This window comes from Nocardia arizonensis, from assembly GCF_001310275.1.
Lineage (GTDB): Bacteria > Actinomycetota > Actinomycetes > Mycobacteriales > Mycobacteriaceae > Nocardia > Nocardia arizonensis.
In genome coordinates, this window is the sequence record NZ_LGYZ01000121.1 from 95,488 (window position 1) to 115,736 (window position 20,249).

16 protein-coding genes are annotated in these 20,249 nt (G+C 67.1%); 13 read left to right on the forward strand and 3 right to left on the reverse strand.

Translation table 11 applies throughout. The features are described from left to right. Nucleotides 1–68: 68 nt before the first annotated feature. From APZ21_RS27470 to APZ21_RS27480, 3 genes are all read left to right on the forward strand, one after another. Nucleotides 69–866 (forward strand): hypothetical protein, encoded by a 798-nt coding sequence (locus APZ21_RS27470; RefSeq protein ID WP_156371363.1) that lies wholly within the window; start codon nucleotides 69–71, stop codon nucleotides 864–866. 109 nt (nucleotides 867–975) lie between these two features. Beyond that, nucleotides 976–3,210 (forward strand): ArnT family glycosyltransferase, encoded by a 2,235-nt coding sequence (locus APZ21_RS27475; RefSeq protein WP_156371364.1) that lies wholly within the window; start codon nucleotides 976–978, stop codon nucleotides 3,208–3,210. Between the two features lie 21 nt (nucleotides 3,211–3,231). Beyond that, nucleotides 3,232–5,610, forward strand: a complete 2,379-nt coding sequence (locus APZ21_RS27480; RefSeq protein WP_082393497.1) for an MMPL family transporter — start codon at nucleotides 3,232–3,234, stop codon at nucleotides 5,608–5,610. Here APZ21_RS27480 and APZ21_RS27485 read toward each other — a convergent pair. After that, entirely contained in the window at nucleotides 5,534–5,929 is a 396-nt protein-coding gene (locus APZ21_RS27485; protein WP_054816167.1) for a PPOX class F420-dependent oxidoreductase, read from the reverse strand. The genes APZ21_RS27480 and APZ21_RS27485 overlap by 77 nt on opposite strands. Nucleotides 5,930–6,077: 148 nt before the next feature. Then, complete coding sequence (locus APZ21_RS27490) at nucleotides 6,078–6,881, reverse strand: DUF1460 domain-containing protein (protein ID WP_054816168.1); 804 nt, start codon at nucleotides 6,879–6,881, stop codon at nucleotides 6,078–6,080. A 292-nt stretch (nucleotides 6,882–7,173) separates the two neighbouring features. On the opposite strand from APZ21_RS27490, the gene APZ21_RS27495 reads away from it, so the two are divergent. Both APZ21_RS27495 and APZ21_RS27500 read left to right on the forward strand, forming a co-directional pair. Further along, entirely contained in the window at nucleotides 7,174–7,398 is a 225-nt protein-coding gene (locus APZ21_RS27495; RefSeq protein WP_156371365.1) for a hypothetical protein, read from the forward strand. Nucleotides 7,399–7,540: 142 nt separating this feature from the next. Then, nucleotides 7,541–8,860 carry a glycosyltransferase 87 family protein gene (locus APZ21_RS27500; protein WP_239476836.1) on the forward strand — a complete coding sequence of 440 codons (1,320 nt, stop codon included), beginning with the start codon at nucleotides 7,541–7,543 and terminating at the stop codon, nucleotides 8,858–8,860. Here APZ21_RS27500 and APZ21_RS27505 read toward each other — a convergent pair. Further along, entirely contained in the window at nucleotides 8,805–11,051 is a 2,247-nt protein-coding gene (locus APZ21_RS27505) for a YfhO family protein (protein WP_239476837.1), read from the reverse strand. The genes APZ21_RS27500 and APZ21_RS27505 overlap by 56 nt on opposite strands. A 164-nt stretch (nucleotides 11,052–11,215) precedes the next feature. On the opposite strand from APZ21_RS27505, the gene APZ21_RS27510 reads away from it, so the two are divergent. From APZ21_RS27510 to APZ21_RS27545, 8 genes are all read left to right on the forward strand, one after another. Further along, on the forward strand, nucleotides 11,216–11,716 hold the full coding sequence (locus APZ21_RS27510) for a MarR family winged helix-turn-helix transcriptional regulator (RefSeq protein ID WP_054816170.1): 501 nt from the start codon (nucleotides 11,216–11,218) through the stop codon (nucleotides 11,714–11,716). A 145-nt stretch (nucleotides 11,717–11,861) separates the two neighbouring features. Further along, on the forward strand, nucleotides 11,862–12,860 hold the full coding sequence (locus tag APZ21_RS27515; protein WP_054816171.1) for a hypothetical protein: 999 nt from the start codon (nucleotides 11,862–11,864) through the stop codon (nucleotides 12,858–12,860). Nucleotides 12,861–13,019: 159 nt separating this feature from the next. Further along, nucleotides 13,020–13,463 (forward strand): GyrI-like domain-containing protein, encoded by a 444-nt coding sequence (locus APZ21_RS27520; RefSeq protein WP_054816172.1) that lies wholly within the window; start codon nucleotides 13,020–13,022, stop codon nucleotides 13,461–13,463. A 58-nt stretch (nucleotides 13,464–13,521) separates the two neighbouring features. Continuing rightward, complete coding sequence (locus tag APZ21_RS27525; RefSeq protein ID WP_054816173.1) at nucleotides 13,522–13,956, forward strand: effector binding domain-containing protein; 435 nt, start codon at nucleotides 13,522–13,524, stop codon at nucleotides 13,954–13,956. 256 nt (nucleotides 13,957–14,212) lie between these two features. Further along, entirely contained in the window at nucleotides 14,213–14,974 is a 762-nt protein-coding gene (locus tag APZ21_RS27530) for a hypothetical protein (protein WP_156371366.1), read from the forward strand. Continuing rightward, nucleotides 14,964–17,096, forward strand: a complete 2,133-nt coding sequence (locus tag APZ21_RS27535) for an Rv1355c family protein (RefSeq protein ID WP_054816175.1) — start codon at nucleotides 14,964–14,966, stop codon at nucleotides 17,094–17,096. Before APZ21_RS27530 ends, APZ21_RS27535 begins: the two co-directional genes overlap by 11 nt. A gap of 67 nt (nucleotides 17,097–17,163) precedes the next feature. Then, on the forward strand, nucleotides 17,164–18,981 hold the full coding sequence (locus tag APZ21_RS27540; protein WP_054816287.1) for a putative bifunctional diguanylate cyclase/phosphodiesterase: 1,818 nt from the start codon (nucleotides 17,164–17,166) through the stop codon (nucleotides 18,979–18,981). A gap of 100 nt (nucleotides 18,982–19,081) precedes the next feature. After that, a complete protein-coding gene (locus APZ21_RS27545; RefSeq protein ID WP_054816176.1) occupies nucleotides 19,082–20,209 on the forward strand; it encodes a glycosyltransferase in 1,128 nt (375 codons plus the stop codon). The last annotated feature ends 40 nt before the right edge of the window (nucleotides 20,210–20,249 follow it).

Genomic DNA, 20,249 nt, shown 5'->3' on the forward strand with positions numbered 1-20,249 from the left:
ACGGGTCCGTGTCCCGGCGCCTGCGGCCGCGACCATCGGACTCGCACTCCACTTTCGCCATTGCGAGGATGCCGAACATCCGTCATTCGACTGCGGTCGCATCCCGGTGCGGCGACATCGGCTTCCACGAGAATCGCGAGGGCATCGTGCTGTCCGTTTCACGGTGCGCAGCGGGCGACTACTCGTATCGCCGGATGGATCTGTCCGAGGGGCGAGAATCGAGGTCTATCCCGGCCCCGGCGCCAAGCAACACGAAGCCGATGTCGACCTCTACAGTCCGGGCAGTTCGTACCACAGGTGAGAACGGAGATAGAGATCCGATGTCGATGAGTAATTTGGGATCGGCTGATTTCCAGCTGCATCTGCTGAAGACCATGGATGCGCCCGAGTCGCTCCTGACCGCCGCGCTGAACGATCTCGGCTCCTCGAAGGAGGACATGCTCGCGAGGTCCGCCGACGTCCACCGGGCGCTCTGGATAGGCGAAGGCGGGTCCGCGAGCAATATCCTTCCCATATTGGACCGGGTTCGGGTGCCGAGCCAACGCGGGGAGGGCAGTTTCGCGTTCTCGTTGTCCGTCTGGAAGGGCTACCTGTATATCGTTTCCTTCGATCCGACCGGCGATATGTTCGATACGATTGAATTCATTCGTCGGGATGATCGTTCATCGGATCCGATTTTGAATCCGTGGGAAATCCTGGAAGGCGAGCTCCCCGAATTATTCGATCGCATCGAAGAATTCGAATCCTGGGGGCCGTCTTACAAGGTCGTGACAGCCCGACATGTGGCGAGCGGCGAGCCCTTCCGGCTGAGATTCGCATACGGCCTTCTCCAGGCGTCCGCTCCGGGCGAGAACATATCCGCGTGAGGTAAGGCGTCGGGTACGAGGGTCGGTACGGGTCGCGGAGCACTTCGGGGGCAGGCGGCGGATTGCGGCGGCGTCGTTCGCCCGAACCCGCAGACCCTCAACCCGAGCGTTGGACCTTCCCGCGGTTCACCCAAGCCAGTTTGCAGGCTTCGTGGTGAACGCCGCGGAAGTGTGTGATTCGAATTCGCTGTGTCCTAACTGTGTGATCCGAATTGACGGCCTCTCGATTATCGGCCGGTTCGGGTTGTTGAGCTTCGGGGCCAACCGATACGAAGGCCCGGTCCATGCGGACCGGGCCTTCGTCATTTCGCGTCCGTTGGCAGGCAGTGCGCCGCTGGTCGGCAAAAAACCACTGCACCAACGGATTTCATGGTTGCGCGGGAATCTCGGTGTGCGCAACACCGCCCGGCTGGAGTCGGGTCCGTCGCAGCCCGCGGTAGAACGGCAGATGAATATCTACCGGCAAGTAGTGGGGGTCTTCCGCAATTCGTCACCCGGTCGCATCGGTCGCTCCGTCCAATCGCCGACCGATTGCTCGGACCAACAGCTGTCGGCTACCGCGGTGTCGCTCGGTGCATTTGCGGGTTCTGGCGATGCAAAGCTAGCATTTCGTGAAGTTACACAATCCGAGCACGACCGCGACGGCCCGCGCACCAATGTCAGCTGCCTGGGGGAATCGGTTCATCAGCGAACAGGCGTGCCGACGCCGTGCGGCGGCGTCGGCACGTCTGTCGTAAATTCTTGGGGGCAGTTCATGACAGCGGTCGTTGCGGTGCGCACCGAACCGAAAGTTATAGCGGATATCCATCCGCAGTTCGCATTTCGTGGTGTGGCGCTGATGGCCTCGATTTCCATGATAGCGCTGACCGTCACGGCGGGGCGCTACGATTTCTTCGGCGACGAACTCTATTTCCTCTCCGCCGGACGACGACTCGACTACACCTACGCGGACCAGGGCGTGGTGGTGCCCCTGTTCGCCCGGATCGCGGACCTGCTCGCACCGGGATCGATAACGGCACTGCGGTTTCCGGCCGTCGTGATGGGCGTGGGTGCGGTCGTGGTGGCGGCGCTGATCGCCTACGAACTCCGGGGCGGCCGCCGCGTACAGCTCCTCGCGGCGGGCACCTACGCGACGTCCTACCTGCTGGCCACTCAGGTCGCCTTGAGTACGTTCTCCTTCGACGCCACGCTCACGGCGGTGATCACGTGGCTGTTCATCCGTTGGGTTCGTACTCGTCAGGACCGGCTGATCGTCATGGCGGGACTGGTTGCCGCCCTGGATATGCAGGTGAAATGGATGATCCCGCTGGTCTGGGCGTGCCTCGGCCTCGCCGTCGTCCTGTGCGGGCCCCGGGAAATACTGCGTCGCCCCGCGCTGTGGGTGTCGACCGGCATCCTCGCCGCGTCCTCGGTCCCGATTCTCTACTGGCAGTCACGGCACAATTGGCCACAGCTGGCCATGGGCACGATCATCGGTGCGGAGCAGGACGCCACGGGCTACGGTCCGATCGGTTTCGTTCCGCAGTGGCTCGGTTTGGCGGGCATACTCGGCTCATTGCTGATCGCGGTCGGATTCTGGGGCGTGTTCAAGCGGCAGTCGCTGCGACCGTATCGCTTCATCGCGGTCGCGCTGGTGATCATGACCACGTTTGTCATCATCACTCACGGTCGGCCCTACTATCCCACGGGTTTCTTTCCGGCCATGTTCGCCCTCGGCGCCGTCGGTCTGTGGCAGTACGACCGGAAACGGTGGATGAATCTGGCGATGATTCCGATCGTCGTGGTCACGGTGCTGACGTTCATCGCCTCGCTCACCGTCCTACCTCTGCCTCCCAGCTGGCGCACCCCCTCCGAGAACGCCATCGACCTCGGCTTCCGGTCGGCGTTTTTCGGAACCACCAATTGGACGCGCCTGGTTTCCGCCGTCGACCTCGGATACGACACCCTGACGCCCGAGGAGAAGGCGCATGCCGTCATCGTCGCCCAAGGGTATTGGCAGGCGGGAGCTATCGAGGAGTTCGGCGGACAGTACGACCTGCCCGCCACCTACAGTCCGAGCCGTGGTTTCGGATTCTTCGGCCCGCCGCCGGACTCGGCGACCACGGTGATCTACGTCGGGCTCGACACCGCCGAGCCCGACTTGCGAACCCGTTTCGACCGGGTGGAGCGGGTGGCGCAAGTCGACGATCCCATCGGCATCCCCGGCATCGACCGCATGGTTGCCGTCTGGAAATGTCAAGGGCCGAAGCAGCGCTGGTCTGTCGCGTGGGATTCGATGACCACGCTGTACTTCGACCTGGGCCTCTGGCACGACGCACGGGCCACATCTCGACCGACGCACTGAAAACGGAAACGGGGTCGAATAGTGTTCGCGTGCTGGGGCGAACTGGCGTACCGACTACGGTTCGCTGTGCTCGGTACTGTCATAGCCGGATTGCTCGCGCTGGGCGCTTACGGTTTCGGTTTGGAGGATCATCTCGGTTCCGGGGGGCTCGACGATCCCGGGTCGGACTCCACGCACGCCGCGCGACTGATCGGTGCGGCATTCGCGCAGAACCACGATGTCGACGTGGTCGTGCTCTACACCGCACCGCCCGGAACGGACATCGATGATCCCGAATTCGGTCGCAGGATCGTCGACAACCTCGACAGCCTCCCGCGCCGACATCCCGGACAGATCATCGGAGTCAACGGCGCGTATTGGCGTACCGAAACCGGCAGAGCCAGCGGGCCGCAATTCGCCACACCCGACAAGAAGTACGCCGTGGCGACGATCGCCATCCGCGGCGACAATGACGACGACATGCTCCGCAACTACCGCGAGGTCGAGGACGACTTCGACATCCCCGGTGTGGTTGTTCAGGTCGGTGGCCTGAGACCGGTGGCAGGCACGCTCAACGACACCATGGCCGACGACATCCGGCGAATGGAGGTCCTGGCCTTCCCGATGGTGGCGGTGCTGCTGTTCGTCGTCTTCGGCGGCTTGGTCGCTGCCGCGTTGCCCTTGATCGTGGGCGGGCTGACGATGATCGGGGCGAACGGGATCATCCGCGTCGTTACGAACTATACGGAGGTCAATTCATTTGTTGCGCCGGTGATTTCGATGATCGGTCTGGGCTTGGCCATCGACTACGGCCTGTTCGTCGTCAGTCGCTTCCGGGAGGAGCTCGCCGAGGGTTACGACACCCCCGCGGCGGTACGGCGCACGGTGGTGACCGCCGGGCGCACGGTGGTGTTCTCCGCGACGATGATCGTCGCCAGTGCCGGTAGCATGTTGCTCTTTCCCCAGGGTTTCCTCAAATCGATTGCCTACGGCGCTATTTCCGCCGTGTCACTCGCGGCGCTGACCGCGGTCACGATCTTGCCCGCGATGCTGGCCGTCCTCGGCCCGCGAGTGGACATGTTGGGCTTCAAGGGATTGCGTAGAACCAGGACGGCGGTGGAGGTCGAGAGAAGCTTCTGGGGCAGGACCACGTGTTGGGTGATGCGGCATCCTCTGAAGGTCGGTGGGACCTTGTGCCTTCTCCTGCTGCTGTTGATCCTGCCCGTGCGTGATCTGGCCTTCGGCGGATACAGCGAGCGATACCTGCCCCCGGACAACAAGACTCGTCTCGCACAGCAGCAGATCGACAAGTCGTTCCCCGGTCGCAGGTCCGACCCGATCGAACTGGTCTTCGTCTCCGCCGACAGCATTGCTGTCGGTGCGGTATGGAGACAGGCGAACGACGCGCCGGGACTATCCGGGACCTTCGACGTGCCACAGCGATCCACCACGCGGCCGAACGTCTACCGGACCAAGGCACTGCTGGCAGACTCCGGTCGGGCCGATGCCACCATCGACTACCTGCGGTCGATCCGTACCCCCGACGGGGTGAGCATGTTCGTCGGCGGCGTGCCCGCTGTTCAGAAGGACAGCCTCGACGCGCTGGAGGACCGGTTGCCGCTGATGATCGGACTGGTCCTGCTCGTCACGACACTGTTGATGTTCCTGACCTTCGGCTCGCTGGTCCTGCCGATCAAGGCGGCGATTACGAGCGCGCTCGGGCTCGGCTCGACCCTTGGCATCCTGACCTGGATCTTCATCGACGGCCACGGCGCCGGACTGATGAACTTCACCCCGCAGCCCATCCAGGCGAACGTGCTGGTGTTGATCGTCGCCCTCATCTACGGTCTGTCCACCGACTACGAGGTCTTCCTGCTCTCTCGGATGGTCGAAGCACGCGCGAAGGGGGCCACCACCACCGACGCGGTCCGCGTCGGGACAGCGCGTACCGGCCGCATCATCACAGCCGCCGCGCTGATCCTGCTCGTCGTCACCGGCGCATTCGCCTTCTCGGATCTGGTGCTGATGCAGTACATCGCCTACGGCATGATCGCCGCGCTGCTCATCGACGCCACCGTGCTGCGCATGCTCGTCGTGCCCGCGACGATGAAGCTGCTCGGTGACCTCTGCTGGTGGGCGCCGAGCTGGATGAAGAAGATCCAGCGGAAGGTCGGCTTGGGCGAACTCATCCTCGACGACGAACGGCCCGGCGGCAGCCACATCGTCCATCCCGTCGAAATCCCCGACAACCGATCCGGTGACCATGCGAATGCCGGTATGAACCGAATCGCCACGGCAGGGGTCGCCGGTGACCGGATCGAGTCGATCGGCCGAGGTTCGCTCGTTATCCGCCCTGCTTGCTCGTGCCGGTCGGGCGCATGGTGTAGATGCCGCCGTCGGCCGGGTAGAGCGATTCGGTGAACGGTCCGTTGTAGCGGGCGTTGAGCTGCATGAAGAACTCTCCGCCGTGCGGGTCGGGTTCGACGTCGTCGACGAGGCCGCGCACCTCGAGATATCGGTAGGGGTCGTCGGGATCCTGGATCGACAGTGCCACATGGGGATTGGCGAGGACGTTGCGGTGCTTCTGCTGCTTCGTCGAGAAGGTGAACTTGACGACCTCGCCGTCCCAGACGTACCAGACCGGATTGGACTGGGCGGTGCCGTCGGGCCGAATGGTGGCCAGATGTCCGAACAAGGGGCGGGTGAGTAGATCCTTATGGCTTTCGGGGATGACCGTCACACATCCCTCAACCCGTCGGGCGCGGACACTGTTCCCGGCATCCGATCCCCGGTTCGATCCGGGCTGTCGCGGGCGATTCTCGGGGCGGGCCGCACACCCCGGAAGATCGGGAGCTCACCGGTCGCCGTGCACGGGTTTCGGGGGATGGTCAGGGCGCTCGCAGGACCACGATTCCGGGGACGGTCCGCACGTAGTCGAGAAGTGGGGAATCGACCACCTTGTTGTTCTGCGAAAGGGAGGAGGCGTTGCGCAGGACCGGGCCCGAGGGGGTCGCGGCGAAGATGCCGACATGGGTGACGTCGAGGCCGGCGGCGTCGGTGTAGGCGCCGATGTAGTCGCCGTTGCGCAGTCGCGCGATCACGCTCTCGTCCACGGAGTCGCTGGGGATGTAGGTGATCTCGCGGCGCACCACGGGCAGGCCGGGCAGGTAGGTGGTGCCGTCCGCCTTGGCGTTGAGGTCCTTGGTGACCGTCGCCGCGCGCGGGCCGACCGCTGCGGTGACGTCGACGGCGTTGGCGGGCCGGGTGTGGGCCCAGTCGGTGAAGAAGTGCCTGCGCTGGGTGAACTCCACTCGGCCGTCGATATAGCGGGTGCGGACGAGGTTGCGCGCGAAGCTGTCGCGATCGGTCGAATCGCTCAGGGCGGCAACGTAATCGAGGTAGGTGAAGCAGTCGACCCGACGCATGTCGATGACCAGCTGCTCCGGCCGGTCGGCCGAGCCGATGAGCATATCGGCGCCGTAGGGGGTGCCGAGGAATTGGCGCGACAGCAGTTCCACGAGGTCGGCCTTGCCGAGTCCGGGGGAGGCCGCCCGCAGTGCCAGTGCCTCGTCGATCTTGCGGCCGGTGGCGTCATCGATGCGCACCGGATCGGCGGTGGCGAGCGGGCCGGTCAGCGCGAGGCATCCGCTCAGGGCGAGGACGAGGACCAGGAATCGGCCAAGGGGGCGCAAGATACCTCCAGCATTTCGGCGACGTCGGCGATGGCTCCGGTGCGCGGTGGGCTCAAGGCTAGCGGGCGGTCGTGGCGGCGTCACGGGCTCCACCGGGTACGGACGGGTACCGGACCACGCGGCGGCGACGGCGATCGGTTGCCGTCGGGGCTCGGGTCGAGTCGCCCGCGCAGGTCGTGTCGGTCCGCTTTCGTTTGACGATCATTCACCTTGGCGTAACCATGAAGGTTGAGAAACGCGGTGCGCCGAACTCGGGGTGCCTGCGGGATGCTGCGTGATGATGAGGGGCCGGGTGCGCGATCTATCCGATGTGGAGCAGGCGCGGGTCTTCTACGACCTGCTCCTGGCCGAAGCCGAAACACTCGACACCGCGATTCGCGCCATGGGCGTGACGAGCCGCGGTACGCCTCGTGCGACAACCGAGTCGCAGTTGTTGCGTCGGGAACTGCGCGAGGTGCGCCGATGTCTGGACAATCTGCGCCGCAGTTTTCCCGAACTCGGCCGCGACGTGGTCTGATGCGCCGCGCCCGGACCGCTCGCCCGGTTTTCGGCGCGAACGCGCTGGTCGTCCCGGTCGTCGGCCGGAATGTGACATTGCCGACGTCGCTCGAATCCGCACGGCAGGTTTGAGATTCGAGCTCCAGGCAAGTTCAGTATTCGTGCGTGAATCGCGGCCACTGGAATTCCCTGGAACCAGGCCAACGTATTTCGTGCTGGCGACGAGCGCGGTGCTCGCACTGATCTTATTGTTCGCCACCGTCGATCCGTGGCTGGACAAGTCGGGGATCCTCGTCGGCGGTCTCGACGTGCACGTCTACCGCGACGGCGCCTGGCGGATTCTGCATGATCGCCCGCTGTACACCGAACCCACGTTCTACGGGCTGCTCTACACCTACACCCCGTTCTCGGCGCTGGCCTTCCTGCCGATCGAACGCGTGCCGTGGTCGGCGGTCACGAACACCTGGCTGACGGTCAACGTGACCGCGCTGCTGGCCTGTGTACTCCGTAGCTGGCGGATTCTGGGTTACCGGCTCTCGCGCCGCCTGTTCGCCGTCAGCGTGCTGCTGACCCTGACCTGCCTGTTCCTGGAACCGGTGCGCACCACCCTGTATTACGGCCAGATCAATCTCGTCCTCATGTTGCTGGTGTTGTGGGACTGGTCGCGGCCCGAGGGCGCGCGCGGTCGCGGGGTCGGCGTCGGTATCGCGGCGGGCATCAAACTCGTGCCGAACTACTTCGTCGTGCAGTTCGCCGCCATGCGGCAGTGGCGTTCGGTGGCGACGGCGGGCACGGTGTTCCTCGCCACGGTCGCGGTGAGCTGGGTGGTGCTGCCCGCGGACTCGCGGCAGTACTGGACATCGACGTTCTTCCAGTCCAGCCGGATCGCCGACGACACCCATCCGGCTAATCAGTCCCTGCGCGGCGCGGTGGCGCATCTGCTCGGGCGACCCGCGCCGGTGTGGCTGTGGGTGATCCTGGCCTGCGCGGTGGTCGCCGCGAGCCTGGCGGTGACCGCGGCGCTGTACCGGCACGGTGAGCGGCTGCTCGCGGTGATCTTGACGGGTCTGACGGCGTGCGCGGTGTCGCCGTATTCGTGGGGCCACCACTGGGTGTGGTTCGTGCCGCTGCTGGTCTACCTCGTCCATCGCGCGCAGTACCGGCCGATATGGTGGGCGATCGGGGGTGCGCTGTATCTCTCGACGGCCGCGTGGGCCTATCACTGGAGCGCGACCTGGGTCTCCATCGGGGTGTTCCTGCTGCCGCCGTCGTGGCCGATCGCGCCCCTGCTGATGAATGCCTATGTCCTCTGCTACTTCGCGATTCTGATCGGCGGGTGGTTGTCGGTCCGGCGGATGGCGCGCGGGGTGCACGGCGGTGGCGCCGATGAAGCGCACGGGGAAGGTGACCGCGCCGCAGAGCCTTTCAGCCGCTCGCCACCAGCGGCCGGTCGGACGCGCCGCCCAGCGGATCGCCGTTGACCGGCGGCGGGTTGCCGAGGTCGCGGCGGCGCTGACGTAGATAGCTCCAGTGCAGCAAGCCGATACCCATCAGTCCCGTCGCGGCGCCCGCGATGGCGACCTCCCACCCCGGCGGCCGCCAGCTGAGTACGAGTTCGGCGTTCTCGGTGTTCGCGGGTATGTCGACGGCGATGAACGTCTTGGCGACCGTGGTGAACGGTATCTCCTTGCCGTTCAGCGTGATTCGATGACCGGGCCAGTTCAGGCGGGACAGCACGACCCGCCCGCCCGCGGGTGAGGTCACCCGGGCGGTGGTGTCGAAGGTGTCGTTCGCCGTCGCCGTGGCGATGACACCCTCGGTGTCGGCGATCATGCCGTTGCGGTCGGAGATCGGCCCGCCCACGCGTTCGAGGACGCGGATGTAGCGTTCGTGGCCCGGATAGTCGGCCCAGCGCCAGCCCGCGGGCGCGGCCTGGTCGCGCACGTTCGGATACTGTGCCGCGTGCAGCACCACCCGGTCGACCTTCATGAGGTCGACGATCGTGCGACCGGTGCCTGCCTCGACCTCGAAGGCGCGGCGGTAGGCGTCGGCGCAGGTGCTGCCGTCCCAGGCCATGCACAGCAGGCCCGCGAACGCCGCGTGCCCGATGGGGGTGTAGCCGTTGACGTATTCGAGGCCGAGGTTCTTGGCGTAGTTGCCGATCGCCAACGATCCGTAGGCGCCCGACACACTCTTGTCCTCCGGCAGCAACAACGCCCGGTCGGCGAGTTGCAGTGTGCGGCCGTCGAAATCGGGAAAGGCCGCCATCATGGTCGAACGCCGTTCGGGGAAGTTGTAGGACAGTGGCGTCGGCGGCGCGGTATGGACCTGGACGAAGGCGATCGGGAACATCGCCGCCAGGGTCAGCACGCAGGCCGCGGTGATGCCGCGATGGCGCGCGAGCCAGATCGCCGCCGCGCCGAGCGCGAGCACCGCCGCGACGGCGAGCAGATGCCGCAGCACCAGTTGCGGTGCGGCGGAGAAGGAACGGATGAACAACAGGCCGACGAGCGTGGCCGCGGCGGCCGCGCGCCGCCGCGAGGACTCGAAAACTCCATGGCGACTGAGCAATACACACACCAGGACCAGCAGTGCGATGGCGAGCATGGGCAGTACCCGCGCGGGCCAGCGCAGCGGGCCGATCGCCCCGGGGCCCGCGGTCCACATCAGGACCGCCACGGCGAAGAAGGCGATACCGCTGAATTCGCGGGCGGATTCGGCCGCCGCGCGCCATGCGACGAAGGCCAGCGCGGGAATCAGGAACCAGGCGATGTAGACCATCGGCAGCGGCTGCACATGGCCCCACCACGCCGTGAACGCGGGCGTGGTGCTCGGCAGACTGGCGTTGAGCGATTCCGACCACGGCACGGTGAGGAACGGGTCGTTGTGGATCTTGGCATTGCCCCGCCAGGTGACCTGCGAGGACAGGATGCCCGGCAGATTGGCGACGAGCGCGGCGAGCGCGGCGCAGCCCGCGGCCAGCAGCACCCGCGCCGGGGGCAGCGGGTCGCGCTGGTGCAGGTATTCGCCCGCGGCGACGGCCACGATCATCAGCGCCGCCTCCACCGCGGGGAAGGCGTACTGCACGGTCAGCGTCAGGTAGAGGAATACGAACAGCGGAATCGGACCGCCGCGTCCGCGCGCGTAGAGCACCGCCGAGGCCCAGGCGTTCACCAGCCACGCGGTGGCGGTGTGCGAGGTCATCCAGCTGGCCTGGTCGAAGAACAGGAACCAGCCGCTGAGCGGGAAGGCCACGCCCGCCACCGCCGACCATGGCGCGCGGGCGCCGTAGGCCAGGCAGATCCGGTAGACGCCGAGTCCGGCGATGATCGAGAAGACCAGTTTCACCAGGGTCGCGTAGAGCGCGACATCGTCCATCGACGGCGCGAGGAAATGGACCAGCAGTTGCGGCGGGTTGTAGAGGCCGGCCTCCTCGAGCGAATAGTTGCCCGCCATCCACTCCCACGGCACAAGTGCGGGAAAACGACCCTGGCGCAGTTGGTTTCCGAGCATGACCCACATGGGGACGTACTGCGCCTCGGTGTCGTCGGTGTAGAAGTGGCGCGCGTTCGCGAGGAGCACCGCGGCGTAGCCCGCGACCACTCCGAGCGCGGTCACCGCGCCCCAGGCATATCTCTGTCTTCGCGATTCGATGGTCGCGCTTGTTCTCACGAGGCCGGGATCGTAAACGAATCGGGTAAACGGGACGAGACGGGCATGGCGGATGGGGATTCTCGCGCGACGGCAAGTTTCGGGTTATTCGGCGATGGGTGTCACACCAGCGATTATTGTGTGCAATTGAATTGCTCGCTACCGTTTGGAGAGGAGGTGCGGCGATGACCGACCACGAGAAGGCCCCGATCGAGGAGCTCCGACTCGACAACCAGGTGTGCTTCGCACTGTATGCCGCCTCCCGAGCCGTGACCCGACTCTACCGGCCGCTGCTCGACAGCCTTGGCCTGACCTATCCGCAGTACCTGGTCATGCTGGTGCTGTGGGAGCACGGCCGGATGTCGGTCAAGGATCTCGGCGCGGCGCTGGAACTCGACTCGGGCACGCTGTCTCCGCTGCTCAAGCGGCTAGAGTCGGCCGGCATGCTGACCCGAGGCCGCTCGCCCGAGGACGAGCGGTCGGTGCGGGTCGAACTCACCGAATCCGGTAGCGCGCTGCGCGCCCGCGCCCGCAGCGTGCCGCGTCAGTTGGCCTGCGCCATCGGCTGGGACCCGGAGGAACTGGCCGAATTCCGTGGCAAACTTCGCGCGTTCGCCGCCGACGCCGAACGGCAGCAGCTCACCGGGGCCGATCCCGCCGCCGAGACGGACTCGCCGCGAGCGTGATTCACGCGCCCGCCGGCGGTACGGTCGCCCGCGACCGAATTCGGCGATGGCCGTAGAGTCGGACGCGACGGGCGCGCAGGGGAACGAGCCGTCCGGGCGGGGACAGGTCGAGGGGTAGGGCAGACCGAGACGAGGGGTGGGACTTATGTGGTATCTGATCGACGCCGCGGAACCGGATCGGGCCATTCGGCATGTGCCGGAGGAGGGTATGGCCCGCGAACGCTCGTTGCACCGGCTGGTGCGACCGAGTTCGCTGTCGGCGGTGGTGAGTTCGGTGCTCGCCCAGGCGATCGACGGCAACGACCGGTGCGCCCGCGAGGTTCTCGTGCGCGGCGAAACGCAGTATGTCGTCGCGGAACCGGTGTCGGGTCCGGGCGGGAGACCGCTGGCCGCGCGGCTGTGGGTCGGCGCGGGACCGCGCGACGACCCGCCGGGTATCGACGTGTTCGTCTGGGACGGAGCGCGGTGGACGGTGATGAGTCACGGGGCGGGCGGGGTCGTCCTGCCCGCGGGGCATCCACTGCTGCACGCGGCGTGGTTCCTGTCCCGGGTCATCGAATGCGAGGATCGCGACCGGCTGATGGCGACCGCCCTGGACGCGCGGCCCGGTGTCGAATGGCAGGGCACCATGCAGGTGCTCACCGCCGACGATCGCAGTGTCAGGGTCTTCGGCTTCTTCCGCTATCACGCCCCCGCGGCGCTGCGCGGGCTGCTGTTACAGGTCGAGCCCGCGCGCGAGCCCGGACTGATAGCGCCGACCTATCGTCGTGACGCGGCGGCCGCGCTGCTCGGCAGCAGCGCCGCGCTCATCGATATCAGAACCATGCAGATCATCGAGTGGCTGACCCCGCCGCTGCCCGACATCGCCTGGCGCCACCATCCCGCGTCGCGCGACACCGATCCCGTCGGTGACGGCGAGTTCACGCTCTCGACCACCCATCTGGTGCATCCCGACGACCTGGAGACGTATCTGCGGGCGTTGACCGAGCTCACGGAATATCGCGTGGAGTCGGCGCGGCTGGTGGTCCGGCTGCTGACCTTGGCGGGCGGATGGTGCGCGGTGGAGCTGTCGTGCATTCGGCTGCCGCAGGGTCGCCCGCGTTTCCTGACCTGTCTCATCCGACCCGTCCAACCGGACGCGTAATCCCCCTTGACGGACATTTGTCCAGTTCAGTGCGCGCGTCGCCGATGCGCCGCGCGGCCCAAGTGTGATCGTTTCCATCCCGGCGGTGTTGATAGCATGGCGTTTCTAGCCGACCGGATGCGGGCGACGCCCCCGGATTCACCTCGAAAGAGTCCATTCATGCAGTTTGAAATTGTCGAGCGAGACGAGACGTGGGTTGCCGGACTCCCGGTGCGCAGCCCGAAGCGTGCGCTCGGCGAACTGCGTGACCACGACCTCGAAGCGGCGTGGGCCGCGGTACTACATCAAGAACTCGGCGGCCCGCTGGCCAGCGCGTATACCGACTACAGCGGCGAGCTCGGCACCTATCACACCCAGATCGTCGGCTATCAGTGCGCGAGCTTCGAGGAAGTGACCCGCGGTCATCTGGTCGCGCGGTTGCGGCCCGGCACCTATGCGCGCTTCTCTTCGGTGGGTAATTTCCCGCAGGTGATGACCGACCTGTGGACCCAGATCGCCTACGCCGAGGAGCACAACCAGATCAAAAGAACCTATACCGGTGATTTCGAGTGTTATCCGCACGCGTACAAGATCGAGCTCTATCTGGCGGTGGATTCGCGATGACGATCGGGGACACGCGGGTCCCGGCCACCACGATGTCGAGTGCGGGTGAGGCGCGACCATGAGTTATGCGATCGTCGTTCGCAACGAAGCGATCTACGGCGGACTTGTCGTGCCGCGGGTGCGGCCCAGTTTCAAGGTCAGCAACAGCGATCTGATCGAGTTCCTGAAGGACCGGCTGCGCGACCGTCCGGGCGCGGACTATCCGATGTACACGGTCTACGTCCCCGACCCGGCGGGCAACTACAACGCGATGGTGTGCTTCGAGTACTCCGCGCCCGCCGACGTGCCGGTCGGCGATCTGCTGGTTCGGGTGCCGAAGGGGGTCTACGCCCGTTTCGCGCCCAATGGGGACTATCACGATCCGGTCGAGGACGTCTGGGCGCAGGTGGACGACGCGACCGCCTCGGCCGAGATAACCCGCGCCTACCGGGAGGAAGTCGAGGTCTGGCGCGGCCCGGAGTCGGTGGAACTCTTCATTTCCATCCTGGTCTGATAGCTGAAAAATAGCCCAACAAAGAACCGACTGGTCTCCACGATACGTGGCTTGGCAAATTCAATGGCTCTGGCCTGCGGTGATTGGGGGCGAACCACGGTGTTTTCGGAAGATTAGCGGGACGCCTGGAGAATTCCGGCCAGATGGCGGATACTGCCCTAGGCAACTGCGCCAGACGGCTGCGCCCGTCGGAGCGGTTTCGTCGAATGGAGCAAGACACCGTGCGCGAGTGCGGAGCTACGGAGTAGGAAAACCGATGACTGTCGAAGCGATTGCAGTCGTTCCGGGGGACTCTCACGGCGGGGGAATTCCGCGGTTCCGGGACGAGCAATCCGGTTGTACGTTCTTCGTCACCACCGCCGCCGACCACCCCGTGTTGTGGGATCTGTATTTGCGCGGTGCGCTGGAGAATTACCGTCACTACGGCGTCGAGGCCGCGCTCGAGTACGACCGCATCGGCGACGGTCGCGGCACCGCGTTGTTCTTCCTCGGAGTCGATCCGTCCGGGGTCGCGGTCGCCGGTGTGCGGATGCACGGGCCCTACGCCGACGTCGACGAGGTGCGCGGGGTTGCCGACTGGGGGCCGCACCCGGGCGCCGACGATCTGCGCCGCATGGTCGCCGAGCGCATTCCCGCCGGTGTCATCGAGGCCAAGGGCGCGTGGGTGGCTCGAAGCGCGACGGACCGGCACGCGCTGAGCGCGACCATCTCGCGCACCGTTCCGCACGCACTGCGCATGTTGGGCGCCCGCTACGGACTCGCCACCGTCGCCACCTTCACTGTGGAACGGCACCGGGCCGCGGGCGCCGTGGTGGCCGAGCACATTCCGGCCGCGCCGTATCCCGACGAGCGTTATGCGACGGTCGCGCTCTGGTGGGATATCGAGGCGTACCAGACAATTGCCGAGCAATCACAGCGAGAACTCATCGCGGCCGAACAACGCGAACTCGGGTTGGTCGACACCACGCGAACCCGGCCCGTCACCGGAACGGGGGACCGGCCCGAACATGGGTGGTGAAGGCAGCCGCGCGCAGGCGTATCGACCGCTGATCCTCGATGAGGACAACCCGGAAGACGCCCGTGCGCTGGCCGAATTGCGGCGGCGGCCGGATATCGAGGTCATCGATCTGCGGCATGATTTGCGCGAGGAATACCGGCGGCTCGGAAATGGCGCCCCAGCGCCGGTCGGGCCCGAATCGGATCGCTGGGTGCACTATCCGTGGCGGCGCGCACTGGTCGGGTTGCCGGGTCCGCGGATCCACCGCGCGGTTCGCCTCGACCGCAATCGCAACAAACTGACCCGCGACGAACAGGATCGATTGCGCGAGTTGCGTATCGGCATCGTGGGGCAGAGCACCGGACACGCGGTGGCGGCCGTGCTCGCGCTCGAAGGGGTCGGCGGGATGCTGCGGCTGGCCGATCTCGACAGCATCGAGCTGTCGAATCTGAATCGGGTTCCGGGCACGGTCTTCGACATCGGCGTGAACAAGGCGGTGGTCACCGCGCGCAAGGTGGCCGAGCTCGACCCGTACCTGCCCGTGGAGATCTTCGAGGCGGGCGTCGACGAGGAATCGGTTGGCGCGTTCATGGACGGGCTGTCGATCGTCGTGGAGGAATGCGACTCGCTCGACATGAAACTCGTGATCCGCGAGGCCGCCGCCCGCCGGGCGATGCCGCTGCTGATGGAGACCAGCGACCGCGGCCTGCTCGATGTCGAACGCTTCGACCTGGAACCGGACAGGCCGCCGTTCCACGGCCTGCTCGGCGAGTTGCGGGCCGCGGACCTGCGCGGTCTCACGGCCAAGGAGAAAGCGCCGTTCGTGGTGCGGCTGTTCGGCGCGGACGCGCTCTCGCCCCGTCTGGCGGCCAGCATGGTCGAGGTCGGCGAGACGCTGGCGAGCTGGCCGCAACTCGGCAGCGATGTCATGTACGGATCGGCGAGCGTGGTCGCCGCGGCCCGCCGCATCGGCCTGGGGCAGAAGCTGTCCTCGGGCCGGGTCCGCATCGATATGGACCGGCATCTGGACGATCTGGCCGAACCGACCCCGGAACAGGACCCGGACTGGGAGGTCGAACCCGAACCGGCGCCCGCGGGCGATCCGATCGGCCTGATCATGCAGGCCGCCCAGCGTGCGCCGTCGGGCGGCAATGTCCAGCCGTGGCGGCTGCGCGCCGAATCCGACCGTATCTCGATCGAACTCGACCCTGCGCACTCCTCGGCGATGGATATCGGCCTGCGCGGCAGTGCGGTCGCCGTGGGTGCGGCGCTATACGCCGCACGGGCCGCCGCGGCTGCTCATGGTTTGCTGGATGGGGTGGAACTTCGTGAATCGGAGGACGGGGTTCCGTTGACCGGTGTGGTGCGACTCGGCGCGGGAGCCGATGCGGACGCGGCCGCCGACTACCCCGCCGTCCTGACCCGGGAGACGAACCGCCGTGTCGGCACCGGGGCCGCCCTGCCCGCGGACGTACTGTCCGCGCTCGCCGCGTCCGCGGGCCGGGAGGGCGCGTTCGCGCGCGCGATCACCGACGCGGGCGACCTCGCCGCGGCCGCCGAACTGCTCGCCGAATCCGATCGGGTGCGCTACCTCACGCCCCGCCTGCACGCCGATATGGTGGCGGAACTGCGCTGGTCGGGCGCGGATCTGACGGTCGGCATCGATGTGCGCGGCCTCGAGGCCACCCCCACCGAATTGGCGGGCCTCGAAATCGCGCGGCGCGCCGACGTGATGGCACAGGTGCGGTCGTGGGACGGCGGTGCGGCACTGGGTTCCTATATCCGCGACCGGGTGCGCTCGGCCTCGGCCGTACTCGCCGTGACGATGCCCGCCGAGCCGGGTCTGGCCTGCTACGCGCGGGGTGGCGCGGCCGTGCAGCGGGTGTGGATCGAGGCGCAGCGCCGCGGTCTCGCGGTGCAGCCGATATCGCCGGTATACCTCTACGCGCAAAGTTCTGGCGAACTGGACGCGATTTCCCCGGACTACGCGGATACACTAGCGTCACTTCAGAGCCGTTTCCTGAACCTACTGGGAGTGCCCGGGCATGAGACCATGGCATTGGTTCTGCGCCTGAGTTACGCGGCCGCTGCCACGGTGCGGAGCAGGCGGCGTCCGGTGCCGGGCGTTGACACCCGTAGCTAGCGCGATCGGAGACAAGGTGCCTCGGCGGACACTCGACTCACTGGTGACCCAGGTCGCCACCGAGCTGATGGGTGTCGACGCCACGACGATGGTGGCGGCGACCGAGCGTGTCCTCGCGAAACTGGTGGAGTACTTCGACGTCGATTTCAGCTACGTCCGGCATACCGACCGCGAACGTCGAGCGACCGTACTGGTCGCGGAGTGGCCGCATCGCCGCGACATCCCCGATCCCGATCCGCTCGGCATCATCTACTTCGAGAACGCCGACGGCGTTTTCCGACAGCTCGAATACGCCGTCGAGCCGATGGTCGCGCGCCCGACTCCCGAATTCGCCGACTACCAGGAGACGGTGCGGCGCGGATCGGGCATTCCGCAGGTCACCTCGGCCGCGGTGCCGCTGCTCTCGCGCGGTGAGTCGACCGGTGTGCTCGGCTTCGTCAAGGAGGGCGACCGGGAGTGGAGCACGCGCGAACTCAACGTGCTCAAGGCCATCGCGGCACTGTTCGCGCAATTGCACGCGCGCGTGGTCGCCGAGGAGCGCCTGCGCTACATCGCCCTGCACGACGACCTCACCGGACTGGCGAATCGCCGCGCGCTGCTCGAGCACATGGAGGAACGCCTCCAAGCGGGCGCCCCGGGGCCGGTGGCCGCCTTCTTCCTCGACCTGGACCGTCTCAAGGCGCTCAACGACTTCCTCGGCCACACCGCGGGCGACAACTTCATCCGCACCCTGTCCTCGCGGCTGCGCGAACATCTCGACCCGAACGACATGATCGCCCGGCTCGGCGGCGACGAATTCGTCATCGTGCCCGCCAAACCGATGGACGCGGTCGCCGCCGAATACGAGGCCGCTCGCATCCAGGCGCTGATCGGGCGCCGGGTCACCGTGGGCGGGGAGTCCGTCAGCCGCGGCGCCAGCGTCGGGGTCGCGGTCGGGATTCCCGGGGAGACCACCGTGGCCGATGTGCTGCGCCGCGCCGATCACGCGCTGCTGTCGGCCAAGTCCGGCGGCGGCAACGGGGTCGCGGTGTTCACCGACGCCATGCGCGCCCAATTCGAATTGCAGGACGACGTCGAGCTGAACCTGCGCGGCGCGGTCTCCGACGGCTCGCTGCTGCTGCATTACCAGCCCGAGGTCGATCTGCGCACCGGGCGGATCGTCGCGCTCGAGGCCCTGGTGCGCTGGATGCACCCGACCCGGGGTCTGCTGCCGCCCGCCGCCTTCGTCAGCGTCGCCGAGGCCACCAATCTGGCCGGTGAACTCGGCCGCTGGGTGATCAGGTCGGCGTGCGCGCAGTTCGCCGAATGGCGCCGCCGCGGGCTCGCGGGCAATGTGGTCATGCGCATCAACGTCTCGCCGGTGCAGTTGGTCAGCCTGGATTTCGTGGAGCGCATCGAGGACATCTTGCGGTTGTTCGACATCGACGGCAGTTCGGTGTGCCTGGAGATCACCGAACACGTCGTGGTGCAGGATCTGGCCCGTACGCAGGTCACGCTGCGCGGCCTCAAGCGTATGGGCGTGCAGATCGCCATCGACGATTTCGGCACCGGCTACAGTTCGCTTTCGCATCTGAAGGCGCTGCCGGTCGACGCGGTGAAGATCGACCGCGGCTTCGTGCAGCGTCTCGGTGCGAGCACCGACGATCTGGCGATCGTGAAATCCATCATCAGCCTCGCGGGGTCCTTCGGTCTCGGCGTGGTCGGGGAGGGTGTGGAGACCGCCGTGGCCGCGCGCACGCTGGTCGGACTCGGCTGTTACCGCGCGCAGGGCTTCCTCATCGCCCGGCCCATGCCCTCGGACGAGGTCGAGGAACATCTTGGGCTCGGACGCATTCCGCTCGACCTGGATCTGCCACGGGTTGGCCGGACCCAAACCGCCCGCTGACCGGGATTCCGCCCCGGTTTCCCCGGTTCTTTCACTGCTGTTCACCCGCTGTTGATCGCTAGGGACCCGGCGGTAACCGGGGTCGCTGCACGATCGGCGGGTGCGCATCGTGCAACTTGCGAACTTCTACGGTCCGCGGTCCGGCGGGCTGCGCACCGCTCTGCATCACCTCGGCGAGGGCTATGCGGCGGCGGGGCACGAGGTGGTCCTCATCGTGCCGGGACCACGTCGCGAGGAACAGGTGCTCGACACCGGCGTGTTACGGATAACGCTGCCCGCACTCGCGATCCCGTGGACGGGCGGGTATCGCGCGGCCGACCCGCGGCGGGTCGCCGACGTGCTGGCGGGCATACGGCCGGACGTGCTCGAGGTCTCCGATCGGCTGACCTTGCGCGGCTTCGGTCGCTGGGCCCGGCGGCGCGACGTGGCGAGTGTGATGATCTCGCACGAGCGGCTCGACCGACTGCTCGGCCAGATCATGCCGAAGCGTGCCGCGCGGCGCTTCGCCGATGTCGCCAATCGGCGCACCGCCGCCGACTACGACATCGTCGTGTGCACGACCGAGTTCGCGCGAGCCGAATTCCAGCGCATCGACGCGCCGAATGTGGAACTGGTCCCGCTCGGCGTCGACCTCGACCTGTTCAGCCCGCGCCGCCACGACGACCGACTACGCGCGGATCTTGGTGTGCCGGGCGGGCCGCTGCTGGTGCACTGCGGGCGGCTGTCGGTGGAGAAGCGGGTCGATCGCAGCATCGAGGCGATCGGCGAGCTGCGCAAGTCGGGGGTACAGGCGCGTCTGGTCGTGGCCGGGGACGGTCCGCGCCGCGATGCGCTCGAACGCCGCGCGCGGACACTTCCACCGCTGTCCGACGGTACGCCCGCGGTGCACTTCACCGGATTCATCACCGAGCGAACCATGGTCGCGAAACTGCTCGCCACGGCCGATGTCTCCCTCGCGCCCGGACCGCACGAGACCTTCGGGCTTGCCGCGCTGGAGGCGCTGGCGGCGGGCACGCCGGTGGTGGCGAGCCGGTCTTCGGCCCTGGTGGATATCGTGACCGCCGAGTGCGGTGCGGTCGCGGCCGACCATCCATCGGCGTTCGCCGACGCCGTCACCGATGTGCTGGCGCGCCCGACCGCGCACCGCCGCCGCGCCGCCCGCACTCGCGCCGAACAGTTCACCTGGCCGCGTGCGGTCGCGGGCATGCTGGAGGTGCTGGGCCGCTGAGCGCGGGCCGAGTACGCTGCGCCCTGATCGTTTCGACAGG

What these genes read in the sequence shown, in the direction of transcription:
- APZ21_RS27520 (WP_054816172.1), top strand. Translation starts at nt 13,020, where the DNA reads ATGCAGTTTGAAATTGTCGAGCGAGACGAGACGTGGGTTGCCGGACTC.
- APZ21_RS27525 (WP_054816173.1), top strand. Translation starts at nt 13,522, where the DNA reads ATGAGTTATGCGATCGTCGTTCGCAACGAAGCGATCTACGGCGGACTT.
- APZ21_RS27510 (WP_054816170.1), top strand. Translation starts at nt 11,216, where the DNA reads ATGACCGACCACGAGAAGGCCCCGATCGAGGAGCTCCGACTCGACAAC.
- APZ21_RS27540 (WP_054816287.1), top strand. Translation starts at nt 17,164, where the DNA reads ATGGGTGTCGACGCCACGACGATGGTGGCGGCGACCGAGCGTGTCCTC.
- APZ21_RS27535 (WP_054816175.1), top strand. Translation starts at nt 14,964, where the DNA reads ATGGGTGGTGAAGGCAGCCGCGCGCAGGCGTATCGACCGCTGATCCTC.
- APZ21_RS27515 (WP_054816171.1), top strand. Translation starts at nt 11,862, where the DNA reads ATGTGGTATCTGATCGACGCCGCGGAACCGGATCGGGCCATTCGGCAT.
- APZ21_RS27530 (WP_156371366.1), top strand. Translation starts at nt 14,213, where the DNA reads ATGACTGTCGAAGCGATTGCAGTCGTTCCGGGGGACTCTCACGGCGGG.
- APZ21_RS27470 (WP_156371363.1), top strand. Translation starts at nt 69, where the DNA reads ATGCCGAACATCCGTCATTCGACTGCGGTCGCATCCCGGTGCGGCGAC.